Source organism: Phocaeicola paurosaccharolyticus JCM 15092 (assembly GCF_000613805.1).
GTDB lineage: Bacteria > Bacteroidota > Bacteroidia > Bacteroidales > Bacteroidaceae > Phocaeicola > Phocaeicola paurosaccharolyticus.
Genome location: NZ_BAJR01000011.1, coordinates 46,839 through 70,182, shown reverse-complemented (window position 1 = coordinate 70,182; position 23,344 = coordinate 46,839). Strand labels below are relative to the sequence as shown.

General features: G+C 37.2%; 22 protein-coding genes. 4 read left to right on the top strand and 18 right to left on the bottom strand.

The annotated features are described in order from the left end of the window. Positions 1-97: 97 nt before the first annotated feature. A complete protein-coding gene (trmD, locus tag JCM15092_RS06720) occupies positions 98-772 on the top strand; it encodes a tRNA (guanosine(37)-N1)-methyltransferase TrmD (RefSeq protein ID WP_024993997.1) in 675 nt (224 codons plus the stop codon). A gap of 358 nt (positions 773-1,130) precedes the next feature. Here trmD and JCM15092_RS06715 read toward each other — a convergent pair whose 3' ends face one another. From JCM15092_RS06715 to JCM15092_RS06695, 5 genes are all read right to left on the bottom strand, one after another. Next, a complete protein-coding gene (locus tag JCM15092_RS06715; protein WP_024993996.1) occupies positions 1,131-2,042 on the bottom strand; it encodes a dihydroorotate dehydrogenase in 912 nt (303 codons plus the stop codon). Continuing rightward, positions 2,030-2,803: a dihydroorotate dehydrogenase electron transfer subunit gene (locus tag JCM15092_RS06710; RefSeq protein ID WP_024993995.1), complete on the bottom strand. Its 774-nt coding sequence runs from the start codon at positions 2,801-2,803 to the stop codon at positions 2,030-2,032. The genes JCM15092_RS06715 and JCM15092_RS06710 overlap by 13 nt, the downstream gene beginning before the upstream one ends. 83 nt (positions 2,804-2,886) lie before the next feature. Then, positions 2,887-3,342 (bottom strand): helix-turn-helix domain-containing protein, encoded by a 456-nt coding sequence (locus tag JCM15092_RS06705; protein ID WP_084488485.1) that lies wholly within the window; start codon positions 3,340-3,342, stop codon positions 2,887-2,889. Positions 3,343-4,324: 982 nt separating this feature from the next. Then, positions 4,325-5,341 (bottom strand): DNA polymerase III subunit delta, encoded by a 1,017-nt coding sequence (gene holA / locus JCM15092_RS06700; protein ID WP_024993993.1) that lies wholly within the window; start codon positions 5,339-5,341, stop codon positions 4,325-4,327. An 11-nt stretch (positions 5,342-5,352) separates the two neighbouring features. Continuing rightward, on the bottom strand, positions 5,353-6,129 hold the full coding sequence (locus JCM15092_RS06695; protein WP_024993992.1) for an AMP nucleosidase: 777 nt from the start codon (positions 6,127-6,129) through the stop codon (positions 5,353-5,355). Between the two features lie 57 nt (positions 6,130-6,186). Between JCM15092_RS06695 and JCM15092_RS06690 the strand changes: the two genes are divergently transcribed. Continuing rightward, complete coding sequence (locus tag JCM15092_RS06690; protein ID WP_024993991.1) at positions 6,187-6,636, top strand: type I restriction enzyme HsdR N-terminal domain-containing protein; 450 nt, start codon at positions 6,187-6,189, stop codon at positions 6,634-6,636. Between the two features lie 310 nt (positions 6,637-6,946). Here the strand turns inward: JCM15092_RS06690 and JCM15092_RS06685 are convergent, their stop codons facing one another. The 12 genes from JCM15092_RS06685 to kdsB all read right to left on the bottom strand — a co-directional run bounded on the left by JCM15092_RS06685 (position 6,947) and on the right by kdsB (position 19,306). Next, on the bottom strand, positions 6,947-7,738 hold the full coding sequence (locus tag JCM15092_RS06685) for a zinc ribbon domain-containing protein (protein WP_024993990.1): 792 nt from the start codon (positions 7,736-7,738) through the stop codon (positions 6,947-6,949). Positions 7,739-7,744: 6 nt separating this feature from the next. Further along, positions 7,745-8,836, bottom strand: coding sequence for a Nif3-like dinuclear metal center hexameric protein (locus JCM15092_RS06680; protein ID WP_024993989.1), 1,092 nt, complete (start codon positions 8,834-8,836; stop codon positions 7,745-7,747). Continuing rightward, positions 8,826-9,704, bottom strand: a complete 879-nt coding sequence (locus JCM15092_RS06675) for an ABC transporter permease (protein WP_024993988.1) — start codon at positions 9,702-9,704, stop codon at positions 8,826-8,828. Before JCM15092_RS06675 ends, JCM15092_RS06680 begins: the two co-directional genes overlap by 11 nt. After that, entirely contained in the window at positions 9,701-10,336 is a 636-nt protein-coding gene (locus JCM15092_RS06670) for an ATP-binding cassette domain-containing protein (RefSeq protein WP_024993987.1), read from the bottom strand. Before JCM15092_RS06670 ends, JCM15092_RS06675 begins: the two co-directional genes overlap by 4 nt. A gap of 70 nt (positions 10,337-10,406) precedes the next feature. Beyond that, positions 10,407-11,894 (bottom strand): proline--tRNA ligase, encoded by a 1,488-nt coding sequence (proS, locus tag JCM15092_RS06665; protein WP_024993986.1) that lies wholly within the window; start codon positions 11,892-11,894, stop codon positions 10,407-10,409. 275 nt (positions 11,895-12,169) lie between these two features. Further along, entirely contained in the window at positions 12,170-12,667 is a 498-nt protein-coding gene (locus JCM15092_RS06660) for a hypothetical protein (RefSeq protein WP_024993985.1), read from the bottom strand. A 28-nt stretch (positions 12,668-12,695) separates the two neighbouring features. Next, positions 12,696-14,732 carry an alpha amylase C-terminal domain-containing protein gene (locus JCM15092_RS06655; protein ID WP_034541669.1) on the bottom strand — a complete coding sequence of 679 codons (2,037 nt, stop codon included), beginning with the start codon at positions 14,730-14,732 and terminating at the stop codon, positions 12,696-12,698. A 14-nt stretch (positions 14,733-14,746) separates the two neighbouring features. Continuing rightward, complete coding sequence (locus JCM15092_RS06650) at positions 14,747-15,187, bottom strand: NanQ anomerase/TabA/YiaL family protein (RefSeq protein ID WP_024993983.1); 441 nt, start codon at positions 15,185-15,187, stop codon at positions 14,747-14,749. 82 nt (positions 15,188-15,269) lie between these two features. Continuing rightward, positions 15,270-16,061: an inositol monophosphatase family protein gene (locus JCM15092_RS06645; RefSeq protein ID WP_024993982.1), complete on the bottom strand. Its 792-nt coding sequence runs from the start codon at positions 16,059-16,061 to the stop codon at positions 15,270-15,272. A 10-nt stretch (positions 16,062-16,071) separates the two neighbouring features. Next, entirely contained in the window at positions 16,072-17,190 is a 1,119-nt protein-coding gene (locus tag JCM15092_RS06640) for an MORN repeat-containing protein (RefSeq protein ID WP_024993981.1), read from the bottom strand. Positions 17,191-17,256: 66 nt separating this feature from the next. After that, the gene (locus JCM15092_RS06635; RefSeq protein WP_024993980.1) at positions 17,257-18,543 is read right to left on the bottom strand and encodes a M16 family metallopeptidase; all 1,287 of its coding nucleotides are present in this window, start codon (positions 18,541-18,543) and stop codon (positions 17,257-17,259) included. Positions 18,544-18,550: 7 nt separating this feature from the next. After that, a complete protein-coding gene (gene kdsB / locus JCM15092_RS06630; protein ID WP_024993979.1) occupies positions 18,551-19,306 on the bottom strand; it encodes a 3-deoxy-manno-octulosonate cytidylyltransferase in 756 nt (251 codons plus the stop codon). 58 nt (positions 19,307-19,364) lie between these two features. Here kdsB and JCM15092_RS06625 point away from each other — a divergent pair, with 58 nt between their 5' ends. After that, positions 19,365-19,757 carry a 2-amino-4-hydroxy-6-hydroxymethyldihydropteridine diphosphokinase gene (locus JCM15092_RS06625; protein WP_024993978.1) on the top strand — a complete coding sequence of 131 codons (393 nt, stop codon included), beginning with the start codon at positions 19,365-19,367 and terminating at the stop codon, positions 19,755-19,757. A gap of 156 nt (positions 19,758-19,913) precedes the next feature. Here the strand turns inward: JCM15092_RS06625 and JCM15092_RS06620 are convergent, their stop codons facing one another. After that, positions 19,914-22,241, bottom strand: a complete 2,328-nt coding sequence (locus tag JCM15092_RS06620; protein ID WP_024993977.1) for a transglycosylase domain-containing protein — start codon at positions 22,239-22,241, stop codon at positions 19,914-19,916. Between the two features lie 160 nt (positions 22,242-22,401). On the opposite strand from JCM15092_RS06620, the gene pyrB reads away from it, so the two are divergent. Then, complete coding sequence (gene pyrB, locus JCM15092_RS06615; protein ID WP_024993976.1) at positions 22,402-23,343, top strand: aspartate carbamoyltransferase; 942 nt, start codon at positions 22,402-22,404, stop codon at positions 23,341-23,343. The last annotated feature ends 1 nt before the right edge of the window (position 23,344 follow it).

The following is a 23,344-nucleotide window of genomic DNA, read 5'->3' as shown; positions in this document are numbered from 1 at the left end:
TAAGTATGATTATATAGAACAAAAGTAGGCAATTTTTTGTGTTATTGATTGAGACATGACATACTATTTTAGTACTTTTGCAGAAAATAAAATGGCAATGAGAATTGATATAATAACGGTACTTCCAGAAATGATAGAGGGCTTCTTTAACTGTTCTATAATGAGTAGAGCACAGAAGAAAGGTATTGCAGAAATTTACATACACAATCTGCGAGACTATACCCTTGACAAATATAGAAGAGTAGATGACTATCCTTTTGGCGGATGTGCCGGAATGGTTATGAAAATAGAGCCTATAGACAGGTGTATTTCTGCACTCAAAGCGGAACGTGATTATGATGAAATTATCTTTACAACCCCCGATGGAGAGCAATTCAACCAGCCTATGGCAAATTCTCTTTCGCTTTCAAAAAATCTCATGATCCTTTGCGGGCATTTTAAAGGAATAGACTATAGAATACGTGAACATTTTATTACAAAAGAGATAAGCATAGGTGACTATGTTCTTACAGGTGGAGAACTGGCTGCTGCTGTAATAGCCGACTCAATAGTAAGAATTATCCCGGGAGTAATTTCTGATGAACAGTCAGCTTTGTCAGATTCTTTCCAAGACAATCTACTTGCTCCTCCGGTTTACACTAGACCAGCAGAATACAACGGCTGGAAGGTTCCTGATGTTTTGCTCTCAGGTCATGAGGCTAAGATTAAAGATTGGGAATTTCAGCAGTCTCTTGAAAGAACTAAACGATTAAGGCCTGATTTACTAAAGTAAAATTTATAAACATAAAAATTGTTTATTTTAGTATTATTCTAATATAACATACAAAACTTAGTCTAACCAGTAAAGACTAAGTTTTTTTATTTGGCAACCCGGAAACAAATCTTTGCTAATCTTTAGAAATCGTCTGTTGTAATATTTTTTCGCAGTAATCTCACTCCTTTTCTCACAATTTTTCCCCTTTTCATCGAAAAATCACCCTACCCCATTCTTATTCGAGATTAAATATAGTTTCATTTGCAACTAAAGTTGCACTTTAATCCAGAATAAAAAGCATAAAAATACTCCTATTAATTAATAATAATTATGCAATTATCAATTAATAGGAGTGAATAAATATTTGGTAATATTTTTAGACTTCTAATCTACCGACCAAATCTTTTACAGAAGAAATAGAATGACGTTCAAGATAATCATTTATACCTTGAGCCACCTTAACTGTGATAGCAGGATCTATGAAATTAGCAGTACCTATCTGTATAGCTGAAGCACCGGCAAGTATAAACTCCACGGCATCTTTCCAATTCATTATTCCGCCTAAACCTATCACAGGTATGTTAACAGCTTTTGAGACCTGCCATACCATTCTTAAAGCTATTGGCTTAACAGCAGCCCCACTCATACCACCAGTAACAGTAGAGAGGATAGGACGCATCTTCTCTGCATCGATAGCCATTCCAAGCAATGTATTTATCAGAGAAACACTGTCAGCGCCAGCTCCCTCAGCTGCTTTCGCAATCTCTGTGATATCTGTTACATTTGGAGAAAGCTTTACAATCAATGTCTTCTTATATACATTCCTAACGGCCGAAACAACCTCGTCTGTAGCCCTAGGATTAACGCCAAAGGACATTCCTCCCTTCTTTACATTTGGACATGATATATTAAGTTCTATAGCAGGTATTTTATCAAGGTCATTAATAATAGCGGCAGTTTCCACATAATCCTCTACAGCGGATCCAGAAACGTTTACAATCATATTTGTATTGATATCCTTGATGGTTGGGTATATATGATCTACAAAGTAGTGTACACCTTTATTCTGCAATCCTACGGCATTTAGCATTCCCATAGGAGTCTCAGCCATCCTAGGATAAGGATTACCTTCACGATGAGCTAAAGTAGTACCTTTCACAATTATACCGCCTATCTCCTCCAAGTCCACAAAATCTTGAAATTCAGTACCATATCCAAATGTACCAGAGGCTGTCATAACAGGATTACACATATGTAACCCACATATATCTGTTCTTAAATCTGCCATAATAATCTATCTATATTAAATACCGGTCCTTCTGTACAAACACATAGATGACCCTCTTTCGTATTCTCAACACAACAAAGACAAGCACCAACGCCACAAGCCATCATATTTTCAAGAGATACCTCACAAGAAATCTCTTTACTCTTGGCATATTTGGCCACTGCTACCATCATAGGCTTTGGACCACAGCAGAATATCTTATCAAATATTTTATCGTTTAGTATAGAATGCTGCGTAACATACCCTTTTTCACCCATAGTACCATCTTCAGTTGTTACATATAGGTCTCCTAACTCTCTAAACAAATCTAGTTGCAGAAGGTCTTTAGACGACCTAGCACCGAGAAGGAAAGTAGGACGGATACCTCTTTTATTTAATTCAGCTCCTAGCATCAACATAGGGGCTGTACCAACACCACCCCCGACAAGCAGAGGCTCAGCTATTTCATCTTCGTAATTGAATCCATTTCCAAGAGGAAGAACTACATTAACGACGTCTCCTTTCTTTAAGGTTGACATCATTCTGGTGCCGTCACCTATGACCTGAACGAGAAACCAGACTTCATTAGCCTCTATATCTACATAATTAATTGAGATAGGACGTCTAAGAAAGGTTGTAGTTGAGTTATCGACTCTAATCTCAGCAAATTGTCCTGGAAGCATGTCAGGTAACTTGTCTGAATGAGTCATCTTGATGAGTACGTAATTGTCATGCAATCTATCATTTTGCGTGACAACGAGGTCTAAGATATGTTTTTTCATGAAATATAATTGGGTAAATTCATTCTTGTGCAAAGATAAATGAATTTACCCAATTAGTAAGTTATATTGCTATATTTTAGATATTACGATTCACTAGAAGGCCTGAAGGTCTCATATGTGCCATTATCAAAGAAAATTCTTATTTCAGTAATTTTCCTTGATGGCTTTTCTATGTACTTAATTTCCTGTCTTACAATCTCTTTAACCTGGTTTTCACTACTATTACCCCCATTTTCCTTGCGATTTTCAGAAATCACCCGATCATTGGGCGCAAATTCTAAAGTATCATCTGCAAAATCAAGGGTCAAAGAAGGAGATTCCGACGAATTTGCATCTTTCATTGCTCCCTCTCCATAAAGTAACCAGTTTAGATTAATATAGCTACAGCTCTTGTGGATCTTCATTATAATATCAAGACTAGTATTATTCCTTCCACTGAGTATATGAGAAAGAGAAGATGGGTTTATACCAATCTTTTTTGCAAACTGAATAGCAGTCATATTCTCATTTTGCATTATCTGTGCAATTCTTTCCTTCATTTTACAAAAGTTATTTGTAGTACATAGTACACAAAAGTAAAAATAATAAATTAGAAATGCAAATTTACATATTAGTTTTGTAATAAACACATTTGTAACTTTATATTGACATTTAGAAATGAGTACAATGTTATATTAATGTTATAATTGTAATAACAATATAAAGCAACGCTCTAATACAAAGGCTCATTATCCTAGTTTTCAATTACTTACAAGATCAAAATATAAGTTTTAGTAAGTATTAAGATTGTAAACTCTGGATTTATGCTTAATTATTTATCTTAATCTTTACCAAAATAGATATAAATAGCTGACTTTTAATAACTTATCATATGAATATATACTTCATATTTATCCATTGACAATTATAACCTTACATTGTACTGTTGTAAGTCAGTATTATTACATAAGTAATATTTGATATAATAATATAAAAATATACAACTTTAAACAATATGTTTTATAATTACAAATGTTATTTTACAAACGCAAACATTAATTTATTCCAATTGTATATTTTTGTAATCAACAAAAAGATGAGTGTGCAATTTTTAGAGCAATGACTCATTGCATTTTTTTCTCCGAATGAAAATTAACCAGGTCTACTCCGTTTCATAAAAAGGTGGATGCTAATTATAAAATTGGCCGCACGAGAAAAAAATAATAGTGCAAGAGCGAACATTGCAATTAATCATCGAAGTTAAGGAGCTGAGAAAAGAATTCAGTTTTTCTTTCAAAAAAATGAGAATCTGGAAATTAAAAAGAGCTATAGAGTGCGAAATTTACGCACGATTATGCGGAAAATAAAAAATAAACGATTCTCAAAAGGCAAAAAACAAGATAAATCGCTGATATTATGGCTATTAAACCAATATTCTATAAATGTAAAATGAATGCAGAAAAATAAATCAATAAAAAAATCCGGAAAATTCATATTTTGAACTTCCGGATCGCAAATTTATTGATCAGTTAATAGAATCTATCAATGAAGAATTTTAAAAACAAGTTCTTTCAAAAGATCTCCATTTGAAATTGAATTTCCCCCTATTCCTTTAGAGCTTGCATCACAACATCTGATATCACTAATAATATTCATCACCTTAACACCGGTATATTTATTCATTGCTGATAGGTAATCTTTAGCTTGCCAAGCAAACTTTAATCCTAGCTGTTGGGCAATACCCTGCTCATTCTTAACCGGTGCATAGTAAGCAAGCATTAAGTTTGAATAGAAATTAAAGAGCATAGAGAGAGTTAACTGTATAGGATTTGTCTTTGAATTGTCGTTAAAATATTTTACTATTTTGTTAGCCTTAAGAACATCTTTATATATTAATGCATTTCTAAGCTCTATATTATTGTAATCTTTGCTTATTCCAATATTTCTCTCAATATGGTCGCATGTAATTCTTTTCTCATTTTTTGACAAAGATATAATAAGCTTTTCCAATTCGCTCGACAATCTACTAAGGTCGGATCCAACAAATTCAGCCATAAGTTCAGCAGCTTTTGGCTCAATATCTATGGATTTTCTCTTTAAATATGAGGAAACAAACATAGGAATCTGGGCATCTTTCATCTTCTTCGAATCAAATAGGATGCCCACTTTCTGAATGTCAGCTGTCAACTTTTTTCTTTTATCAATTACTCCATTTTTATAGCATAATACAAGTATTGTTGTAGGCTGTGGATTTTGGAGATAAAATGATAGTTCATCAATATTATTGACATTTTGAAATTCTTTTATTATTACAACCTGATAGTCCGACATCATGGGATATCTCTTGGCTGTACTTATAATAGTTGCTATGTCTACATCATTACCATAAGCTATAATCTGATTAAATTCCTTTTCATTTTTTTTTAACACAGTGTCGCCTATAAAGTCGGCTATCTTATCAATATAATAAGACTCCTCTCCCATTAAAAAATAGACCGGTTTATAGTCGTGATTTCTCACTCCTTTAATGATATCTTCGTATGTTATTTCGTTTGCCATTTATAGTAAAATTACCAGTCAAATTTCAAGTGTTTAACAGTCTTCTTCTCATCAATTATCATCTTCAAAGCAGCTATTCCAATCTCAACATGTTCGTCTACAAATTGCTTTGTAACGGAAGAATCACTCTTGTCAGTTTTCACTCCTTCAGGTATCATTGGCTGATCAGAAACAAGAAGCAAGGCACCTGTTGGAATATGGTTATAAAAGCCCGTTGTAAATAGTGTAGCAGTCTCCATATCGACACACATAGCGCGAGTCCTTATAAGATAATCTTTAAACACATCATCATGCTCCCAAATACGACGGTTGGTTGTGTAAACAGTACCGGTCCAGTAATCTCTTGCATGGTCACGAATAGCTGATGAAACAGCTCTCTGAAGCATAAATGCAGGCAAAGCCGGAACTTCTGGAGGATAGTAGTCATTTGATGTTCCCTCGCCGCGTATAGCAGCTATTGGCAATATTAGGTCACCAAGCTTATTTTTCTTGTCTATACCACCACATTTACCAAGGAACAGACAAGCTTTAGGACTTATCGCACCAAGAAGGTCCATAATAATAGCAGCATTAGGACTACCCATGCCGAAGTTTATTATTGTTATACCCTCAGCAGAAGCCGAAGACATATTTGCATCACGACCTAAAACTGGCACTCCGAACTTCTGAGCAAAAATATCAACATAATTATTGAAATTGGTCAGAAGAATATACTCACCAAATTCATCCAACTGCCTTTTTGTATAACGAGGTAGCCAGTTTGCTACAATTTCTTCCTTTGTTTTCATTATCTTTTGTATTTTTGTATCGGTACTTGCCGAAATGTATATATGCAAAATTACTAAATGTTATCATTAAACTTACCATCATACGAACCAAAAATCTCTATAAAAGAGGGTAAAAGATTTATTTTCGATATATTAAGAAAAAAATATATCGCCCTCACTCCTGAAGAATGGGTAAGACAGAATTTTGTCCAATACCTTATTAATTTTAAAGGATTCCCAAAGGGATTATTAGCCAATGAGGTGAAGATATCACTGAATAATACAATAAAGAGGTGCGACACTGTACTATATTCTCGAGATATGAGCGCAAAACTTATTGTTGAGTACAAAGCACCGCACATAGAGATAACACAAGCTGTATTCGATCAAATTACACGTTACAACATGGTTCTTAAGGTAGAGTACCTTATTATCAGCAATGGCATGAACCACTATTGCTGTAAAATAGACTACACCAACAATTCTTACACTTTTTTGAAAGATATCCCATCATACGATATGCTATAGTAAGTGACGGCGATTCCTGACATACAATATGCTATAAGTAAATTATGGTGATTCCTGCTATGCCATATGTTATAATGCCTATTTCTGCTATACGATATTCTATAAGTAAATAATAGCGATTCCTGACATAAGATATGCTATAGTAAGTGATAGCTATTTCGCCATACGATATACTACAGTAGGTGATGGGTATTCCCGGCTTATTTCAGCAGATTTCTAAACTATCTGTGGAATTCCATATGAAACAAGAAAAGTCCTTGAAACAGGCTAAAACAACCTATTACAAGGACTTCTACTTATAATCTGTATATTATTTCTTTATACTGCTTAAATGTTGTTCTTCTACAACACCTGCCAACTCAGGGTCAACCATAATACGTCCGCAGTATTCGCATACAATAATTTTCTTACGCATACGGATATCAAGCTGTTTCTGAGGTGGAATCTTGTTAAAGCAACCACCGCAAGCATCACGCTGAACATATACTATACCAAGACCATTTCTTGAGTTCTTACGTATACGTTTGAATGCCTGAAGAAGACGTGGTTCAATCTTAGTCTCAAGAACCTTAGCCTTTTCACGAAGTTTCTCTTCCTCCTGCTTTGTTTCAGAAACGATTTCATCAAGTTCTGATTTTTTAGCTTCAAGGTCTTTCTGTCTCTCGTCAAGAGCTTCATTACTTTTTCCTATTTCTTCTTCTTTATCTTTAAGTTCAGCAGTAAACTCTTTAATCTTCTTCTCACAAAGTTCGATTTCCAAAGACTGGAACTCAATTTCTTTGCTCAAAACATCGTACTCACGGTTGTTACGTACGTTATCTTGCTGAGATTTATATTTTTCTACAGCAGCTTTACCTTTTTCAATATCGATTTTCTTTGCTGAAATACTCTTTTTCAGCTCGTCCATCTCCGATTTCAATTTGTCTATACGTGTGCTCAATCCTGCTACATCATCCTCAAGGTCTTGAACTTCTAGAGGAAGTTCACCACGCAAAGTCTTTATCTTATCAATTTCAGAAAGCATTGTCTGCAATTGATACAAAGCTCTTAACTTTTCTTCTACGGTTAATTCGGTAGGATCCTTTTTAACTTCTTTAGTCATAATTATTTATAAGTATTTAATCGGATTAGTATTTATCTTCGAGATTGTTACCTCCAAAGATGGAAATGCCTCCTTTATTATTGAATAAAATATTTCTTTTGTATATTGTTCACTCTCATAATGCCCTATCTCTGCAACCAGTATAGAGTCATTATAGTTGAAATAGTCATGGTATTTAACCTCACCTGTAATGAAGACATCAGCTTTACCTACTGCTTTCGGTATTAGAAATGAACCTGCTCCACCACATATTGCCACCTTCTGAATAAGGCGTCCGTTAAGTCTGTTATGTTTCAGACATCCAACCTCAAAAGTCTTCTTTATCTCCTTCAGGAATTCTAGTTCACTCATCGGCTCATCAAGTTCACCAATCACCCCTGCTCCCATCTGGTTCCATACATTCTTTACAGGATAGAAATCGAAAGCAGGCTCCTCATAAGGATGTGCCTTAATCAAAGCTTTTGTAACGCTGTTCTTAATAAAATCGGGTAAGATAGTCTCTATTCTCACCTCCTCTTCAGTATGCTCCTGACCTACCTCTCCACAGAAAGGTTTTGCCCCCTCATTGGCACGGAAAGTGCCCTCTCCTTTGAGGTTGTAACTACATGAATCATAATTACCTATATTGCCACAACCGGCTTCAAATAGAGTTCTTCTGACCTCTGTAGCCTGTTCCGTAGGAACAAAAGTAACCAGTTTCAGAAGCTTGTCACTTATAGGTTCAAGCACCTTGACGTTCTGGAGACCTATCTTCTCAGCAATCTTGAAGCTTACACCATTCATGGCATTATCAAGATTTGTATGCATTGAATAGATTACAATATCATTCTTAATTGCTTCTATTATACATCTTTCAATATAGTCCTTTCCGGAAATTGATTTATATCCCTTAAAAATAAGGGGATGATGTGATATGACAAGGTTGTATCCGAGAGCTACTGCCTCTTTTATAATAGCTTCAGTAACGTCTAGACACAACAAAGCCCCTGTAGCTTCCGTCTCTGTTAGTCCAACTTGCAAGCCAGCATTATCATAACTATCTTGCAAAGGCAGAGGCGCGAATGTCTCAAGGGCATCAATAATCTCCTTAATCTTCATGTCTCGTGAAAATTTGGATGTAAAGATAACCCATTATTTTCACTTTATGAAATAAAAGTGGCAAATTCTTCAATCTAAGGCTTTTCGCTACATGAACAGGAAGAGGTCGACCATATTCATCAAATGATTTCTTTGAAGCAAGATAGATGGTTATCATAAGTGAAAGCATGGATGCAGCCGTAGTAATCACTATTATCATAATCTGATATTTGATAGAAACGTTTGGTGAGCTACCTCCCAAAATCTGTCCAATCATTGTTCCAGGCAAGGCTACAAGCCCTGTTACCGCCATATTTGCAATTGCAGGACTGAAAGATTTTATCAGTGATTTCCTGATAAATGGTGCAGTAGCCTCACTTCGTGTAGCGCCGTTACCCAACAGATAGTAGTACAACTGCTCCTCTCTCTGTAGTCCGTCATAGAATGCATTCAAGCCAATAACGTTAACTCCTAGCATATTACCCATAATAATACCGAATATCGGTATAAAGTAGCGAGCAGAAAATATATTGTCTAGCTGCAGAACAAATCCTAAGAAGTAGAGCCCTATGAGCACTACTGTTACAAGAAAACCAACATATACCGGAATGAAGAAAATCTTTCTTTTAAGTTTTGTGCCACTCAGTGATGTTTCAGAGGCCACTCCAACCATTATAAATACCCATAAAAAGTTGATTATAGGGTTATCCCATTCAAAAAGGAATTTTAAATAGGCACCAATAAGGAATAGTTGGACAATCATTCTAGAAGCACCTATAAGAATAGGTTTCAGAAGCCCTGTATTATATTTCCACAAGAAATATACAGGAATAAGAAGTAGTAAAAGTCCTACTCCAAGGCTTAAAAAATCAATATCTATAGTTGTCATCTGTTATCACCATTTAGTTCAATAACCCTGTCACATGATGAAGCTAATAGTCTGTCATGAGATACTATAATTATAGTAGCACCTTTTCTTCTGATTTTATCAAGGAAGTTTACAACCATTCTGCACGAATCCGGATCAAGTGCAGAAGTAGGTTCATCAAGTATCATTATTTTTTTATTGAGCATTGCCGATACAGCAATCATGATTCGTTGTCGCTGTCCTCCTGATATTTCGGATACTCTCTTGTCATAAAGAATTGCATCCAGACCTAGTTCTTTGAATCTTTCAAAAAGAGTCTGCTTATTGAATGCATTCTTTCTATTTGCCTTAATTTTAAATGGTGTCTCTACCATTTCACCCACCCATTCGAAAGGCAATGATAGTTCTTGTGGTATCCACCCGATTTCTCGTCTGATACTCTCTGAACTATCTGCAGTGAGTTCTTTTCCATTTATAACTATTCTACCCTCTTGAATAGGTAAAAAGCCAAGCAAAGATTTCAATAGTGAGCTCTTTCCAGAACCCGATCCACCGGAGATACACACCATCTCACCATCCGCAACCTCCATTGATAGGGAGTTGAAGAGGTATCTGTCGTCGAACATTATTGATAGATTTTCTATTTTTATCATTGCTTATTTCAAAAAAAGCCGGGAGCATTCACTGCTGCCGGCTTTAATGTTTATATTATTTGTCAAAGATTTAATATGCTCTAGCAAACAGCACTCGTCTTTCCGATGGTTTACCGGTAACCATACACTTTCCTGGTGTAAGGCTCTCTTCATCAGCTTCCAAAGGAATACAGCGGATTGTTGCTTTTGTCTCATCCTTTATACGTTCCTCTGTCTCAGTAGTGCCATCCCAATGTGCCAAGATAAATCCACCTTTCTCTATCTGTTCCTTGAACTCATCATATGAGTCAACTTTCACGATATGTTCATCACGGTAATTCTTAGCCTTATTGAATATGTTTTCCTGAATCTCTTCAAGAAGATTCTTAACGTACTCTTCAATGTTATCGCATGATACAGTCTGTTTTTCAAGAGTATCACGACGCATAACCTCCATTGTGTTATTCTCAAGATCACGACCACCCATAACAAGACGTACAGGAACACCTCTCAACTCATAATCAGCAAATTTAAATCCTGGGCGCTTATTATCAGCATTATCATATTTCACAGAAACACCCATAGACTTCAACTTAGCCACGATACCTGCTACCTTCTCGTTTATTTTATCAAGCATCTCTGCGTTCTTGTAGATAGGAACGATAACAACCTGTATAGGAGCAAGATGTGGAGGTAATACCAATCCGTTATCATCCGAGTGAGTCATGATAAGTGCACCCATAAGACGTGTAGAGACGCCCCAAGATGTAGCCCATACATAATCAAGTTTATTCTCTTTATCAACGAATTGTACATCGAATGCCTTAGCAAAGTTCTGGCCTAGGAAGTGTGAAGTACCACACTGCAAAGCCTTACCATCTTGCATCAATCCCTCGATTGTGTAAGTATCAATAGCACCTGCAAAACGTTCGTTAGCCGATTTAACTCCCTTTATAACAGGAACAGCCATAAATTTCTCTGCAAAATCGCCATAAACGTGAAGCATCTTCTGTGCCTCTTCCTCAGCCTCCTGACGTGTTGCATGAGCTGTATGTCCCTCTTGCCACAAGAACTCTGCTGTTCTCAGGAAAAGACGAGTACGCATCTCCCAACGCATTACGTTAGCCCATTGGTTGCATAGAATAGGAAGGTCACGATAAGAACGGATCCAGTTTTTATATGTACTCCAGATGATTGTCTCCGAAGTTGGGCGAATTATAAGTTCTTCTTCAAGTTTGGCAGCCGGGTCAACTATAACACCAGAACCATCTTCTGCATTTTTAAGACGGTAATGAGTAACTACAGCACACTCCTTTGCAAAACCTTCAACATGTTCTGCTTCGCGGCTTAAGTATGACTTTGGAATAAGTAGAGGGAAATAGGCATTTACGTGTCCTGTTTCTTTGAACATGTCGTCCAACTGGCGCTGTATCTTCTCCCAGATAGCGTAACCATAAGGTTTGATAACCATACATCCACGAACTGGTGATTGCTCAGCCAAATCAGCCTTTACTACAAGGTCATTATACCATTGAGAATAATTCTCACTTCTTTTAGTAAGTTCTTTTAATTCTGCCATTGCTATATAGATAATTTCTTTTCTTAATTAGAAGTGCAAAATTAGTAAAAGCAGTGCAAATCACCAATGAAATGATTAAATATTATTCGTTTGAGCAGTAGTACTCATAACTATCTGCACAATCTTAATTGAGAGGACTTTACTAAATAGGATGTAACAATTTAAAAATGCCGACATTACCTGTTTGTCAATAATAGTTTACTCTCTTTTAGACTATTTTGAATAAACAGCACTTGAGTAGTAATGAAAGATGTTTGGCACTCTTTTTTGAATCATTAGCAGGCTAATAAATTAGTATTGCCTATAAACAGAGTAATTATAAACTGTATAAAAAGCAGAGTAAGATTCCAGTTTGCCAGAGAGAGAAAACCACGTTCCTTGGATATTTCATAGTAGAAAAGCCTTTTAACAGCAAAAAGAATCAAAAAATAGAGTATTATAATAGCCGGCAGAAGCCATAACCAGTTTAGGTCTAATATATTGCCTCTAGATGCAGAGTTTTCTGAACTTGTAAGCACTCCCATAATAAAAAGTGCAGGGAAACAGCACAAAGAGGAAATTATACCATTGACAGAAGTCAAACGTTTAACAAGAAAAGACAAAGCGAAGAGAAACAGCAAGAATATTGACGCTCCAACATAAAAGATGTCATTGCCTGTCTGAAAGCCAAGTGAAGATGCAATATTTAGTAGAAAATCCTTCTGAAAGAAGAAGACATATGCTATAGAAAAGAGTAAAAAAATAGTGCCATACGCAATATTAACATTGCGCATGACCCTAATATATGTTTTACTATAACTACTAAACATTTTTCACTCTACATTTTTTAAGTACAACAGCAGAACGTGCAGGTAAATATAACTTAAGCCACTCCTTCTGTTCTCTCTTATAGAGAGGATCAAAGTTTGTGAAGTGGTTCACAGAGTCATCTGCCAAGCCATTTCCACCAAAGTCTTTAGAATCAGTGTTCAGAACAACTTCATATTCTCCTGCAGTTACAAGGAAACCATAGTCTACGAACGATTTTACCGGGTTGAAGTTGAATATGAAAGTAAAGTTCTTTCTTGTAAAGGCCAGTACCTGATCATCATCATTTATACAGACCTCTTTTATCTTACTATCCTCGAACTCAGCGATTCCTGAAACAAGATGCATAAGTGACGAGTCAAAATCACCTAAATAGTGGTAACATAAGTTCTTGTTATCCATCAAGTCCCACTGCCTGCGAGCATATTTGTGCGACCATCCATTACCTTCACGTGGAAAATCAATCCATTCGGGATGTCCGAATTCGTTACCCATAAAGTTAAGATAGCCACCATTTATTGTTGTTGCAGTAAGCATGCGTATCATCTTATGCAGAGCAATACCCCTGTTTACCCTATAGTTCTCATCCCCTTTCTGAAAGTGCCAGTACATATCCGAGTCTACAAGACGGAAAATAATAGTTTTATCTCCTACCAAAGCCTGGTCATGACTCTCGGCATACGAGATTGTCTTCTCATCAGCTCTTCTGTTTGTCAATTCATAAAAGAGGTTTGAAGGTTTCCAATCCTCATCTATCTTCTCCTTTATTGTCTTGATCCAATAGTCAGGAATATTCATTGCCATTCTATAGTCGAAGCCGTATCCACCATTTTTAAATGGTGCAGCAAGACCAGGCATACCCGATACCTCCTCAGCAATAGTTATAGCCTTAGAGTTTATCTCATGGATGAGTTTATTTGCCAATGTAAGGTAACAGATAGCATTATCATCCTCCATACCGTTGTAATAGTCAGCATAGGTTGAGAAGTTCTGTCCCAGACCATGACTGTAATAAAGCATAGATGTCACTCCATCAAAACGGAATCCGTCGAAATGGAATACATCCATCCAATATTTGCAGTTAGATAGAAGGAAATGAAGAACCTCATTTTTACCATAATCAAAGCAGAGTGAATCCCAAGCCGGATGCTCTCTTCTATCTCCCGGATAGAAGTACTGATTTGGATCGCCGGCAAAGTTTGCAAGTCCCTCAACCTCATTCTTCACAGCATGCGAATGAACTATATCCATTATCACAGATATGTTATTCTTATGTGCTTCATCTATAAGCTGTTTCAGTTCATCAGGAGTCCCAAAACGTGATGATGGCGCAAAGAAACTTGATACATGATAACCAAAGCTACCATAGTATGGATGTTCCTGTATAGCCATAATCTGAATGCAGTTATATCCATCAGCAATAATTCTTGGCAGAACATTCTCTCTGAACTCATTGTAAGTGCCAACCTTTTCATCTTGCTGTGACATGCCAATATGGCACTCATAAATAAGCAATGGGTCTGTATTTGGCCGGAACACTCTCTTGCGGAACGTATATGGAGTCTCAGGTTCCCATACCTGGGCACAGAATATCTTTGTCTGCTGATCCTGAATGACTCTTGTTGCCCAGGCAGGTATTCTCTCACCTTCGCCTCCATTCCAGCATACAATCAATTTATATAGATTTCCATGACGGAGCCAGCTTATCGGGATTTTCAGTTCCCATATGCCGCTGTAGTGTTTTACCCTTTTTAGTTTATATTTCTCATTCTTCACCCAATTACAAAAATCACCAATAAGATAAATTTCGGTTGCATTAGGAGCCCATTCACGGAATATCCAATTCCTTTTATCCTTATGCATACCAAAATAGAGATATCCTGAAGCAAAATCAGATAGGCTATCTTGACCTTCAATAAGCTCTTTTTCCTTAGCAAGAGCATAGTTATGACGGCCTTCAATGGCTTCTTCATATGGTTTTAGCCATGGATCATTCTTCACGATCTCCAATTCTGAAATAATTTTTGTCATAGTTTATAGAATTATCAGATGAGAATTTTGAATATCAGTTTTTTTACTCCGTCAGATGATATGCCTGGTGCATGTCCATCTTCAGGGAAAAAGAGAGCAAACATACCTTTCTCTATTTTAATATAGTTCTCTGCTGCTCCTTTATAAAAAGTGATATCCTTAATCTCATCATACTTCTCTTCATTGAGAAGAGAGCGTGGGGTGTACCCCATTGACTCACATCCTGACAGAGGTATTTGGATATCTATATATCTATTATGAGTTTCAAGTTTTGCATCCTCCTTTGATTTTGGAGATACTTGTTGACAATTTGCATATAATTTGTCACCATCAATAATATATTTCCCAAGTTCAAGGTTATTGATATCACACTCTGCGATAAATTTTAAAACCTTATCAGACAATGGGATTATTGATTTATACTTATCTAAAAATTCAAGGTTATCAATTATCATGATCTTATTTTGTTTTATGAATACTCGAGTTTATACAAACATACAAAATATATTTAAAAAATGACCTACCAGAGAGATGATGTTATCGCTTTTTTAGAAGAATATCAAGCATCCTCTCATGAAGTAAACCATTAGAAGCCAAAACCTCCTTTCCGTCGTAGAAGTCAGGATTACCTGAATAGTCGGTAACCTTTCCCCCGGCATTCATTAGGATAAGAGATCCTGCTGCTATATCCCAAGGTCCAAGAAGTCCCTCTATTCGTGCTTCAAAACGCCCTGCAGCTACATAGCAAAGCTCGGCGGCGGCGGCACCCTGCAATCTTAGTCCGCCAATATTTCCATATAGAGTATGAATAATATACTCCGCCAATGGTTTATATGTGTCATGGTCATATGGGAACCCTAAAGCGATAAAAGCTTCTGAAAGTTCGTTTACATCCGAAACATGTATTTCTTTACCATTAAGATACGATTTAGAGCCTTTATAGGTCCAATATAGTTCATCACGGCATATCTCATACACCACACCAATTATAATCTCTTCACGGTTACGCAAAGCGATGCTGACGCAGTATGGAGCATTATTGTGTATGAAGTTTGTAGTACCATCCAGGGGGTCTATTACCCAGCAGTACTCTTCATCATGGTAGTTTGCAGAACCCTCCTCAGCAATAAAACCTGCCTCAGGAAGAAGTTCGTGTAGCTCTTTGACCAATTGCCTCTCCGACTCTTTGTCCACATACGACACATAGTCATGAGCATGTTTTTTCTCAACAAGCTCTTTTTGAAAAGAGGCACGCTCTTTACGAAGAAAAGCACCCGCTGAGAGTGCTATTTCACGAACCTTTACGGTTAATTTTTCTAAATCAAGCATAGCTTAATCTTTATTTCTTTTGAACATCAATATTTCCATATTTATAAACGCCCTTTCGGATAACGTTTCCAGCAGAATTTGTCTCAATAAAGGCACCATGTCTCTTACCCATTTTGAAGAAACCTTCGAATCGGTTTCCGTTTTTGTCTATCACTACACCGCTTCCGTCCTCTTTTCCATCCACGAAACTACCTGTATAAACACTTCCATCTTTCATCTTCAGAGTTCCTTTTCCCTGCATTATATTATTCAGGAAATCTCCCTCATACTCTTCGCCATTAGCCCAGGTATATTTACCTTTGCCTGTACGTTGATTGTGTACCCAATCGCCTTCATATATTGCTCCGTTATTCCATGCAAAGACACCATGTCCGTGCTCCTCGCCATCTTGGAAATCTCCGGTATATCTGTCGCCATTCTTATGTGTATAAGTACCTTTACCGGTGCGCTCACCCTCCTTATAATCACCATCGTATACATCTCCGTTGCTGAATGTGTAAGTACCTTTACCATGCTGGATATCCTTAACCCAATCGCCTTTATATACGTCACCGTTGATATAGTAAAATGTACCTTTGCCATTCTTCTCATCATCAAGCCAAGAGCCGACATATTTTGACTGGTCGGGCCATACCATGACACCATTACCATTCTTTTTGTCGTTTTTCCAGTCGCCTGAATATTTTGCTCCTGCTTTCCATGTATATGTACCTTTACCGTCTCTCTTATCTTTCAACCAACTACCTTTGTAAGTATCACCATTATAGTAGTACATAGTACCTTCACCTTCCTGATAATCCTTGTACCAAAGGCCTTCATATCGGTTATTGTTCATAAAGTAGAATGTTCCTAATCCATGTTGCTGATCCTGGAACCAGTTTCCTACATACTTCTCTCCATCTTTGAAAGTATAAGTACCCTCTCCTTCTCTTTTGCCGTTCTTATAATGACCTTCATAAACATCACCTGTTTTGAAAGTAGTTTTTCCTTTTCCGTTTGGATTACGTCCTTTGAGTTCACCTACGTACTCGCTTCCGTCCTTGAATGTATAACTACCGATTTTTATCTGAGCTGTAGTCTGTATACAGAAGAGAGTTGATATAATGATTGTATATATAGTTTTATTCATTTCAGTTTAAGTAATAGATAAGAATATTTCAAAGATACAATTTTATATAAAAAGAGTTGTAATAAATTACATTTTTTCACCCGCAACCACCTCAATTAAGTTTTGTTTAGAGAAGTATTTTTGAGCTAAAACCAAGATTTCTTCCTTTGTCACACTCTTTATTGCTTCTAAAGATTTCTGATAAAAATCGCTTGACAAAGAGGAGATAAATGTGTAAATCCAAGCATCGGATATAGAGAAAGGACCTTCATATGCACGACACATATCACCTATCATATAGCTTTTTACCATATTAAGTTCTTTGTCAGATACCATATCGTTGCATAGTCTATCCATTTCGGAGTAGACCTCGGTAATGATATATGGTATAAATTCATTTGCAGACTCGGTACTAATTGCAAGAATCCCACGGTGAGGATAAGATATCACTCCAGCTCCGATTCCATATGTATAGCCCTTATCTTCACGGATATTCGACATTAGTCTGCTTCCAAAATAACCTCCGAAGAGAGTTACCAGAACCCTTGATTTCAAGAAATCGGGATGTTCTCTGTCGAGAAAGAAACCACCCATTCTCAATGAGCTCTGAAGAGCATTTTCCTTACGTATAAAGATATGTTTCTCCTCGCAAGGCATTGGTTCTACATCAATGAAACTTGTGGCCGCTTTCACCTCTCCCCACTGCTCATCTCCAAAGGCTCTATCTATCTTGGTAACGATATCATCGGTAACCTTCCCGGAGACAAAAATGGTGACATTGCCCGAGTGATAATTCTTTCTGTAGAACTCCTTAAGATCTTCAATATTTATATTGCTGTAATCATCCAGATATGCATATTTCCCAAGAGGATGAGACTTACCGAAAAGGGATTCATTAAGTCTCTTTCTAGTCATCATATCCACTCTCTCACAGTTGACTAAATATTGTTGACGGTTGTTGTCGACAACTGTAGCAAACTCATTTTCAGGAAATGTAGGTTGCTTTACAATACCTGAAAGCACATCCAAAGTCTGATCAAAGTATTTGTTCAGCGAGTAGAGAGTCACGAAATTATAGTTCACAGAAGAGGACAAATCAAGCCATGCTCCATAGAAGTCAAGTTTCTCCGCTATTTGCTGTGAGCTACGGCCAAGACTACCTTCACGAAGCATTCTATTGGTGAACATTGATTGCAAAGTCTTATCCTGACTATGCTGCCCTCCACCAATCAATATGTCCAGGCGTATTACCTCTTCATCTCCAACGTTTATTTTGTACAGAGAGATGCCATTCCTAAGTTTTATAATCTCAGGATTAGGAATATCTATACTGTCTATTGGATGAACCGGTGGTATATCTTTTCTATTTAGCATCTTCTTATTATTTCAGTTTTGTTTTCAGAAATTCTTCTGCCCTCTCCAAATCCTCCGGAGTATCTATTCCTATTGTCTCAACATCACTTATTCCGACTTTAATCTTATAGCCGTTCTCAATCCATCTTAACTGCTCCAGAGATTCAGTCATTTCCAAAGCTGACTGAGGTAAGCGAGTTATCTCTTTAAGAACCTCTGCACGATAAGCATATAGACCGATATGTTTATAGTAAGTTTGCCTCTTTAACCAGTCAGCCTTATCTACTCCTCTGAGGAATGGAATCACTGAACGGCTGAAATAGATGGCATTCATTCTGTTGTCGACAACCACCTTTGGAGAGTTTACATTTTCCAATGCCTCAATGCCGTCACTCTCTGTATAAGGCTTTACCAAAGTGGCTATTTGAGTGGATTCATCCGAGAAACAGTTCTTTATAGACTCCAGCTGAGAACGTTGAATAAAGGGCTCATCTCCCTGAATATTTACCACAACATCATATCCTGCACCAACTTTTGTGTAGGCCTCATAACATCTGTCAGTACCGCTTTTATGGTTTGTCGATGTCATTACTACATTCCCTCCGAAGGATTTCACTGCAGCTTCAATTCTCTCATCATCAGTAGCTACATAAACCTCGTCCAACACTCCTGACACCTGTTCGAACACTCTCTGGATAACCATCTTTCCGCCGAGCATAGCCAAAGGCTTTGCAGGAAAACGCGTAGAAGCATATCTTGCGGGTATAATACCAATATATCTCATTTTTTATTCTACTTTTTATACATTTGCAAATGTATAAAAAACATTCAAATAAGTTTTCATGAATATACATCATTATACTATTGGGATAGGCTCTAACTGGGATACTCAGAAGAATATAGCATATGCAACAGAAGAACTTAATAAGATTTTTGATAAATATGTTGTAAGTACTCCAAAGGAGACTGAACCTATAGATATGCCCAATGACTATAAATTCATCAACTGTGTTGCTTCTGTTCATAGCGATATGAATAGAGACGAGTTGAAGGCTTGCTTGAAGTCAATAGAACGTCAGTGCGGAAGAGTCGCAGAAGACAAAGCAAAAGGTATAATAAAGCTAGATCTCGATATTATAAAGGAAGATGATATCGTTCTCAAAGAGAAAGATTTGGAGAAAGAGTATATTATCGAAGGACTTAAAGAGATAATGCAGAGAGGTAATAAAAAATAGTTCATTCATCATTGTGGTCTATTCAATCTTCACTGAAGTTTATATACTCATCAACTGTAGTCTATATAATCATCACTGAAGTCTCACTGTTTGGTTGTGAGAAAAACCAATCACAATAGTGAATGAACTATTATATTTTTGGGTCTCTACAATTTGCTATTCAAATGTAGTATCTATTCCTTCTTCAGAAGTTTCGTTCTCAAGCGAATTAGCCAATGGATCCTCGCAAGGGTTAAATCCTTCAGGAATAACAAATCTATCCTTCTGTGAATAACCTAATGACATGTCTTTATAAACCTTCTGCATATATATTGCCCATATAGGAAGAGCCATTGAAGCTCCCTGACCATAAACCATTCTGTCGAAGTGTATATCACGGTCCTCACCTCCTACCCATACTCCTGATACCAGTGAAGGTGTGAATCCCATAAACCAACCATCCGAGTTATTGTTTGTTGTTCCGGTCTTTCCTCCCATGTCGGCTGTAATGCCATATCTGCGAACTCTGCTACCTGTACCACCATTTACTACAGCACGAAGCATATCCAACATCTTGTAAGCACTCGATTCACTTATAACCTCATCCATCTGAGGAGTGAAGTTGGCAACAATGTTTCCATCACCATCCTCAATTCTTGTGACAAGAAGTGGTGCTGTACGGATACCCTTGTTAGCAAAAGCTGTATACGAGCTTACCATTTCAGCAACAGAGATTTCACATGGGCCAAGACATAGAGAAACTACAGGGTCTATCTGCCTATTCAATACGCCAAATGAGTGTATAAGTCTAACAAACGAATATGGACTAAGTTTACCCATAAGATAAGCAGTAACCCAGTTGTCTGAGTTTGCAAGTCCCCATTTTACTGTAACCATCTCACCATAATGCTTTTTGCTTGCATTTCTAGGAGTCCATGGCTGACCGTTTTCATCAATAAGGGTCTGTTCAACATGTCTCACCTGGTCACAAGGAGAAAATCCGTTCTCCATAGCAAGTGTATAGAGGAATGGTTTTATAGTAGAACCCACCTGACGTCGACCCACCATAGCCATATCGTACTGGAAATAGTTGTAGTTTGGCCCACCGACATAAGCTTTTACATATCCGGTTAATGGGTCCATAGACATAAATCCTGCACGGAGGAATGTCTTATAGTATCTTATTGAGTCCATAGGAGTCATGATAGTATCTTTCTCACCATCGTAAGAGAATACTGTCATCTCTGTCTTTGTATTGAAGGCTTTGCGTATCTCAAATTCTGTGTAGCCTGAATTCTTCATAACTCTATAGCGGTCAGTCTGACGCATTGAGCGTTCCAGTATACGTTCTACCTCTTCAGGAGAAAGATTGCTTGTAAATGGAGCAGTCTTCTTTCCCATCTTCTCTCTGAAGAAAAGGGGTTGTAGATATTTAGCAACATGCTCTTCTACTGCCTCTTCTGCATATCTCTGCATTCTTGAGTCTATAGTAGTATATATCTTCAGTCCATCTGTGTATATGTTATACTTAGACCCATCTTTCTTTCTGTTCTTGTTGCACCATCCGTATAGAGGGTTAGTCTCCCATGCTAGAGAATCCTCATAATACTTTTGTGACTGCCATGATGCATAATCACCTCTGTCAGGCTCATTTGCTGTCATTATAGTACGAAGATACTCGCGGAAATATGTTGCAAGTCCCTCTTTATGGTCAACACGATGATATTTCAGTACCAAAGGCAAAGCCTTTAAAGAGTCAGCCTCTGTTTCAGATAAATATCCGGCCTTTCTCATCTGGTCAATAACAACGTTACGTCTTCCTCTGACCCTATCGTTGAATTTTCTTGGATTATAATATGAAGGATTCTTACACATACCAACAAGAGTAGCGGCCTCTTCTATCTTGAGTTCACTTGGCTCTTTAGAGAAATATGTGTTAGATGCTGTTTTGATACCTACAGCGTTATTTAGGAAATCAAACTTGTTGAGATACATGGTTATAATCTCCTCTTTGGTGTAGTATTTCTCAAGTTGTACAGCTATAACCCACTCTATAGGTTTTTGGAACAGACGTTCCATAGTATTTCCTGCTGTAGGCGAGAAAAACTGTTTTGCAAGCTGCTGTGTGATTGTACTACCACCACCGGCATTCTCCTGCATAAATATACCACGTTTCACTACTGCTCTGAAAAAAGCTCTGGCATCTATACCTGAGTGGTCTCTAAAACGCACATCTTCAGTGGCGATCAAAGCATTTATTATGTTAGGAGATATCTGATTGTATCCAACATAGATTCTGTTCTGCCTACTAAAAGACCATGTTCCAAGCAACTTCCCATCGTCTGAAATAATCTCAGTTGCAAATTTAAGGTTAGGGTTCTCCAACTCCTCTACAGGCGGTACGTAACCTACCCAGCCCTTTGAAATTGCAGTAAAAGTAATAGTTATTGCCAATAATACCAGCACTAAGAGAGCCCATAGTGCATATATAAATTTCTTTCTCATCCTTTAAAATTCAGTATTTGCAAATGCAAATGTAGAGAAAAAACTTTCACATTCAATAAGTTTATAACAAAGTTCAACTAAATATATTATACGACAGAAATAATTTATTTTTTTTCATACCTTTGAACTCCGTAGCTGTAAATATGTAAATATCGACAATATGGAAAATAGAAGCTTAGTCACAATTGCCGAGCATAGTAAAGAGAAAATCCTTTACATGCTGGAAATGGCAAAAGAATTTGAGAAGAAACCTAACCGAAAGATACTTGACGGAAAGGTAGTTGCAACACTATTCTTTGAACCCTCTACTCGCACGAGACTCAGCTTTGAGACTGCTGCGAACAGATTAGGTGCAAGGGTAATTGGTTTCTCCGACCCAAAGGCAACAAGTTCCTCAAAAGGTGAGACACTCAAGGACACCATTATGATGGTAAGCAATTATGCAGATATCATTGTAATGCGCCATCATCTGGAAGGTGCAGCACGTTATGCCAGTGAAGTGGCTCCTATACCTATAGTAAATGCCGGTGACGGTGCCAACCAACACCCTTCACAGACAATGCTTGACCTCTATTCCATATTAAAAACTCAGGGTACACTCGACAATCTGAACATCTACATGGTGGGCGATTTAAAATATGGTCGAACAGTGCATTCTCTCCTAATGGCAATGCGCCACTTCAACCCAACATTCCATTTCATCGCTCCAGATGAGCTTAAGATGCCGGATGAGTATAAAGATTATTGCAAGAAAAACAATATTAAATATGTCGAACATACAGACTTCAACGAGGAGACTATAAAAGATGCCGACATACTTTACATGACTCGAGTTCAGAGAGAGAGATTCACAGACCTTATGGAGTATGAGAGAGTGAAAGATGCATATATTCTAAGATATGATATGCTACGCCTCACCAAGTCAAACTTGAGAATACTTCATCCACTACCAAGAGTAAACGAAATATCTTACGATGTTGATGAGAGCCCTAAAGCATACTATTTCCAGCAGGCGCTGAACGGACTATATGCTCGCCAGGCAATACTGTGCGACGTACTGGGAATTACTCTTGATGACATTATTGAAGACGGTAAAAAATAAG

Bases quoted from the DNA above. Each gene is read 5' to 3' on its own strand.
- proS (WP_024993986.1), bottom strand. From the start codon at position 11,894: ATGGCAGAATTAAAAGAACTTACTAAAAGAAGTGAGAATTATTCTCAA.
- kdsB (WP_024993979.1), bottom strand. From the start codon at position 19,306: ATGAGATATATTGGTATTATACCCGCAAGATATGCTTCTACGCGTTTT.
- JCM15092_RS06625 (WP_024993978.1), top strand. From the start codon at position 19,365: ATGAATATACATCATTATACTATTGGGATAGGCTCTAACTGGGATACT.
- JCM15092_RS06685 (WP_024993990.1), bottom strand. From the start codon at position 7,738: ATGACTAAAGAAGTTAAAAAGGATCCTACCGAATTAACCGTAGAAGAA.
- pyrB (WP_024993976.1), top strand. From the start codon at position 22,402: ATGGAAAATAGAAGCTTAGTCACAATTGCCGAGCATAGTAAAGAGAAA.
- JCM15092_RS06695 (WP_024993992.1), bottom strand. From the start codon at position 6,129: ATGAAAACAAAGGAAGAAATTGTAGCAAACTGGCTACCTCGTTATACA.
- JCM15092_RS06635 (WP_024993980.1), bottom strand. From the start codon at position 18,543: ATGCTAAATAGAAAAGATATACCACCGGTTCATCCAATAGACAGTATA.
- JCM15092_RS06670 (WP_024993987.1), bottom strand. From the start codon at position 10,336: ATGATAAAAATAGAAAATCTATCAATAATGTTCGACGACAGATACCTC.
- JCM15092_RS06690 (WP_024993991.1), top strand. From the start codon at position 6,187: ATGTTATCATTAAACTTACCATCATACGAACCAAAAATCTCTATAAAA.
- JCM15092_RS06660 (WP_024993985.1), bottom strand. From the start codon at position 12,667: ATGCGCAATGTTAATATTGCGTATGGCACTATTTTTTTACTCTTTTCT.
- holA (WP_024993993.1), bottom strand. From the start codon at position 5,341: ATGGCAAACGAAATAACATACGAAGATATCATTAAAGGAGTGAGAAAT.
- JCM15092_RS06675 (WP_024993988.1), bottom strand. From the start codon at position 9,704: ATGACAACTATAGATATTGATTTTTTAAGCCTTGGAGTAGGACTTTTA.
- JCM15092_RS06620 (WP_024993977.1), bottom strand. From the start codon at position 22,241: ATGAGAAAGAAATTTATATATGCACTATGGGCTCTCTTAGTGCTGGTA.
- trmD (WP_024993997.1), top strand. From the start codon at position 98: ATGAGAATTGATATAATAACGGTACTTCCAGAAATGATAGAGGGCTTC.
- JCM15092_RS06655 (WP_034541669.1), bottom strand. From the start codon at position 14,732: ATGACAAAAATTATTTCAGAATTGGAGATCGTGAAGAATGATCCATGG.
- JCM15092_RS06650 (WP_024993983.1), bottom strand. From the start codon at position 15,187: ATGATAATTGATAACCTTGAATTTTTAGATAAGTATAAATCAATAATC.
- JCM15092_RS06645 (WP_024993982.1), bottom strand. From the start codon at position 16,061: ATGCTTGATTTAGAAAAATTAACCGTAAAGGTTCGTGAAATAGCACTC.
- JCM15092_RS06680 (WP_024993989.1), bottom strand. From the start codon at position 8,836: ATGAAGATTAAGGAGATTATTGATGCCCTTGAGACATTCGCGCCTCTG.
- JCM15092_RS06705 (WP_084488485.1), bottom strand. From the start codon at position 3,342: ATGAAGGAAAGAATTGCACAGATAATGCAAAATGAGAATATGACTGCT.
- JCM15092_RS06710 (WP_024993995.1), bottom strand. From the start codon at position 2,803: ATGAAAAAACATATCTTAGACCTCGTTGTCACGCAAAATGATAGATTG.
- JCM15092_RS06640 (WP_024993981.1), bottom strand. From the start codon at position 17,190: ATGAATAAAACTATATATACAATCATTATATCAACTCTCTTCTGTATA.
- JCM15092_RS06715 (WP_024993996.1), bottom strand. From the start codon at position 2,042: ATGGCAGATTTAAGAACAGATATATGTGGGTTACATATGTGTAATCCT.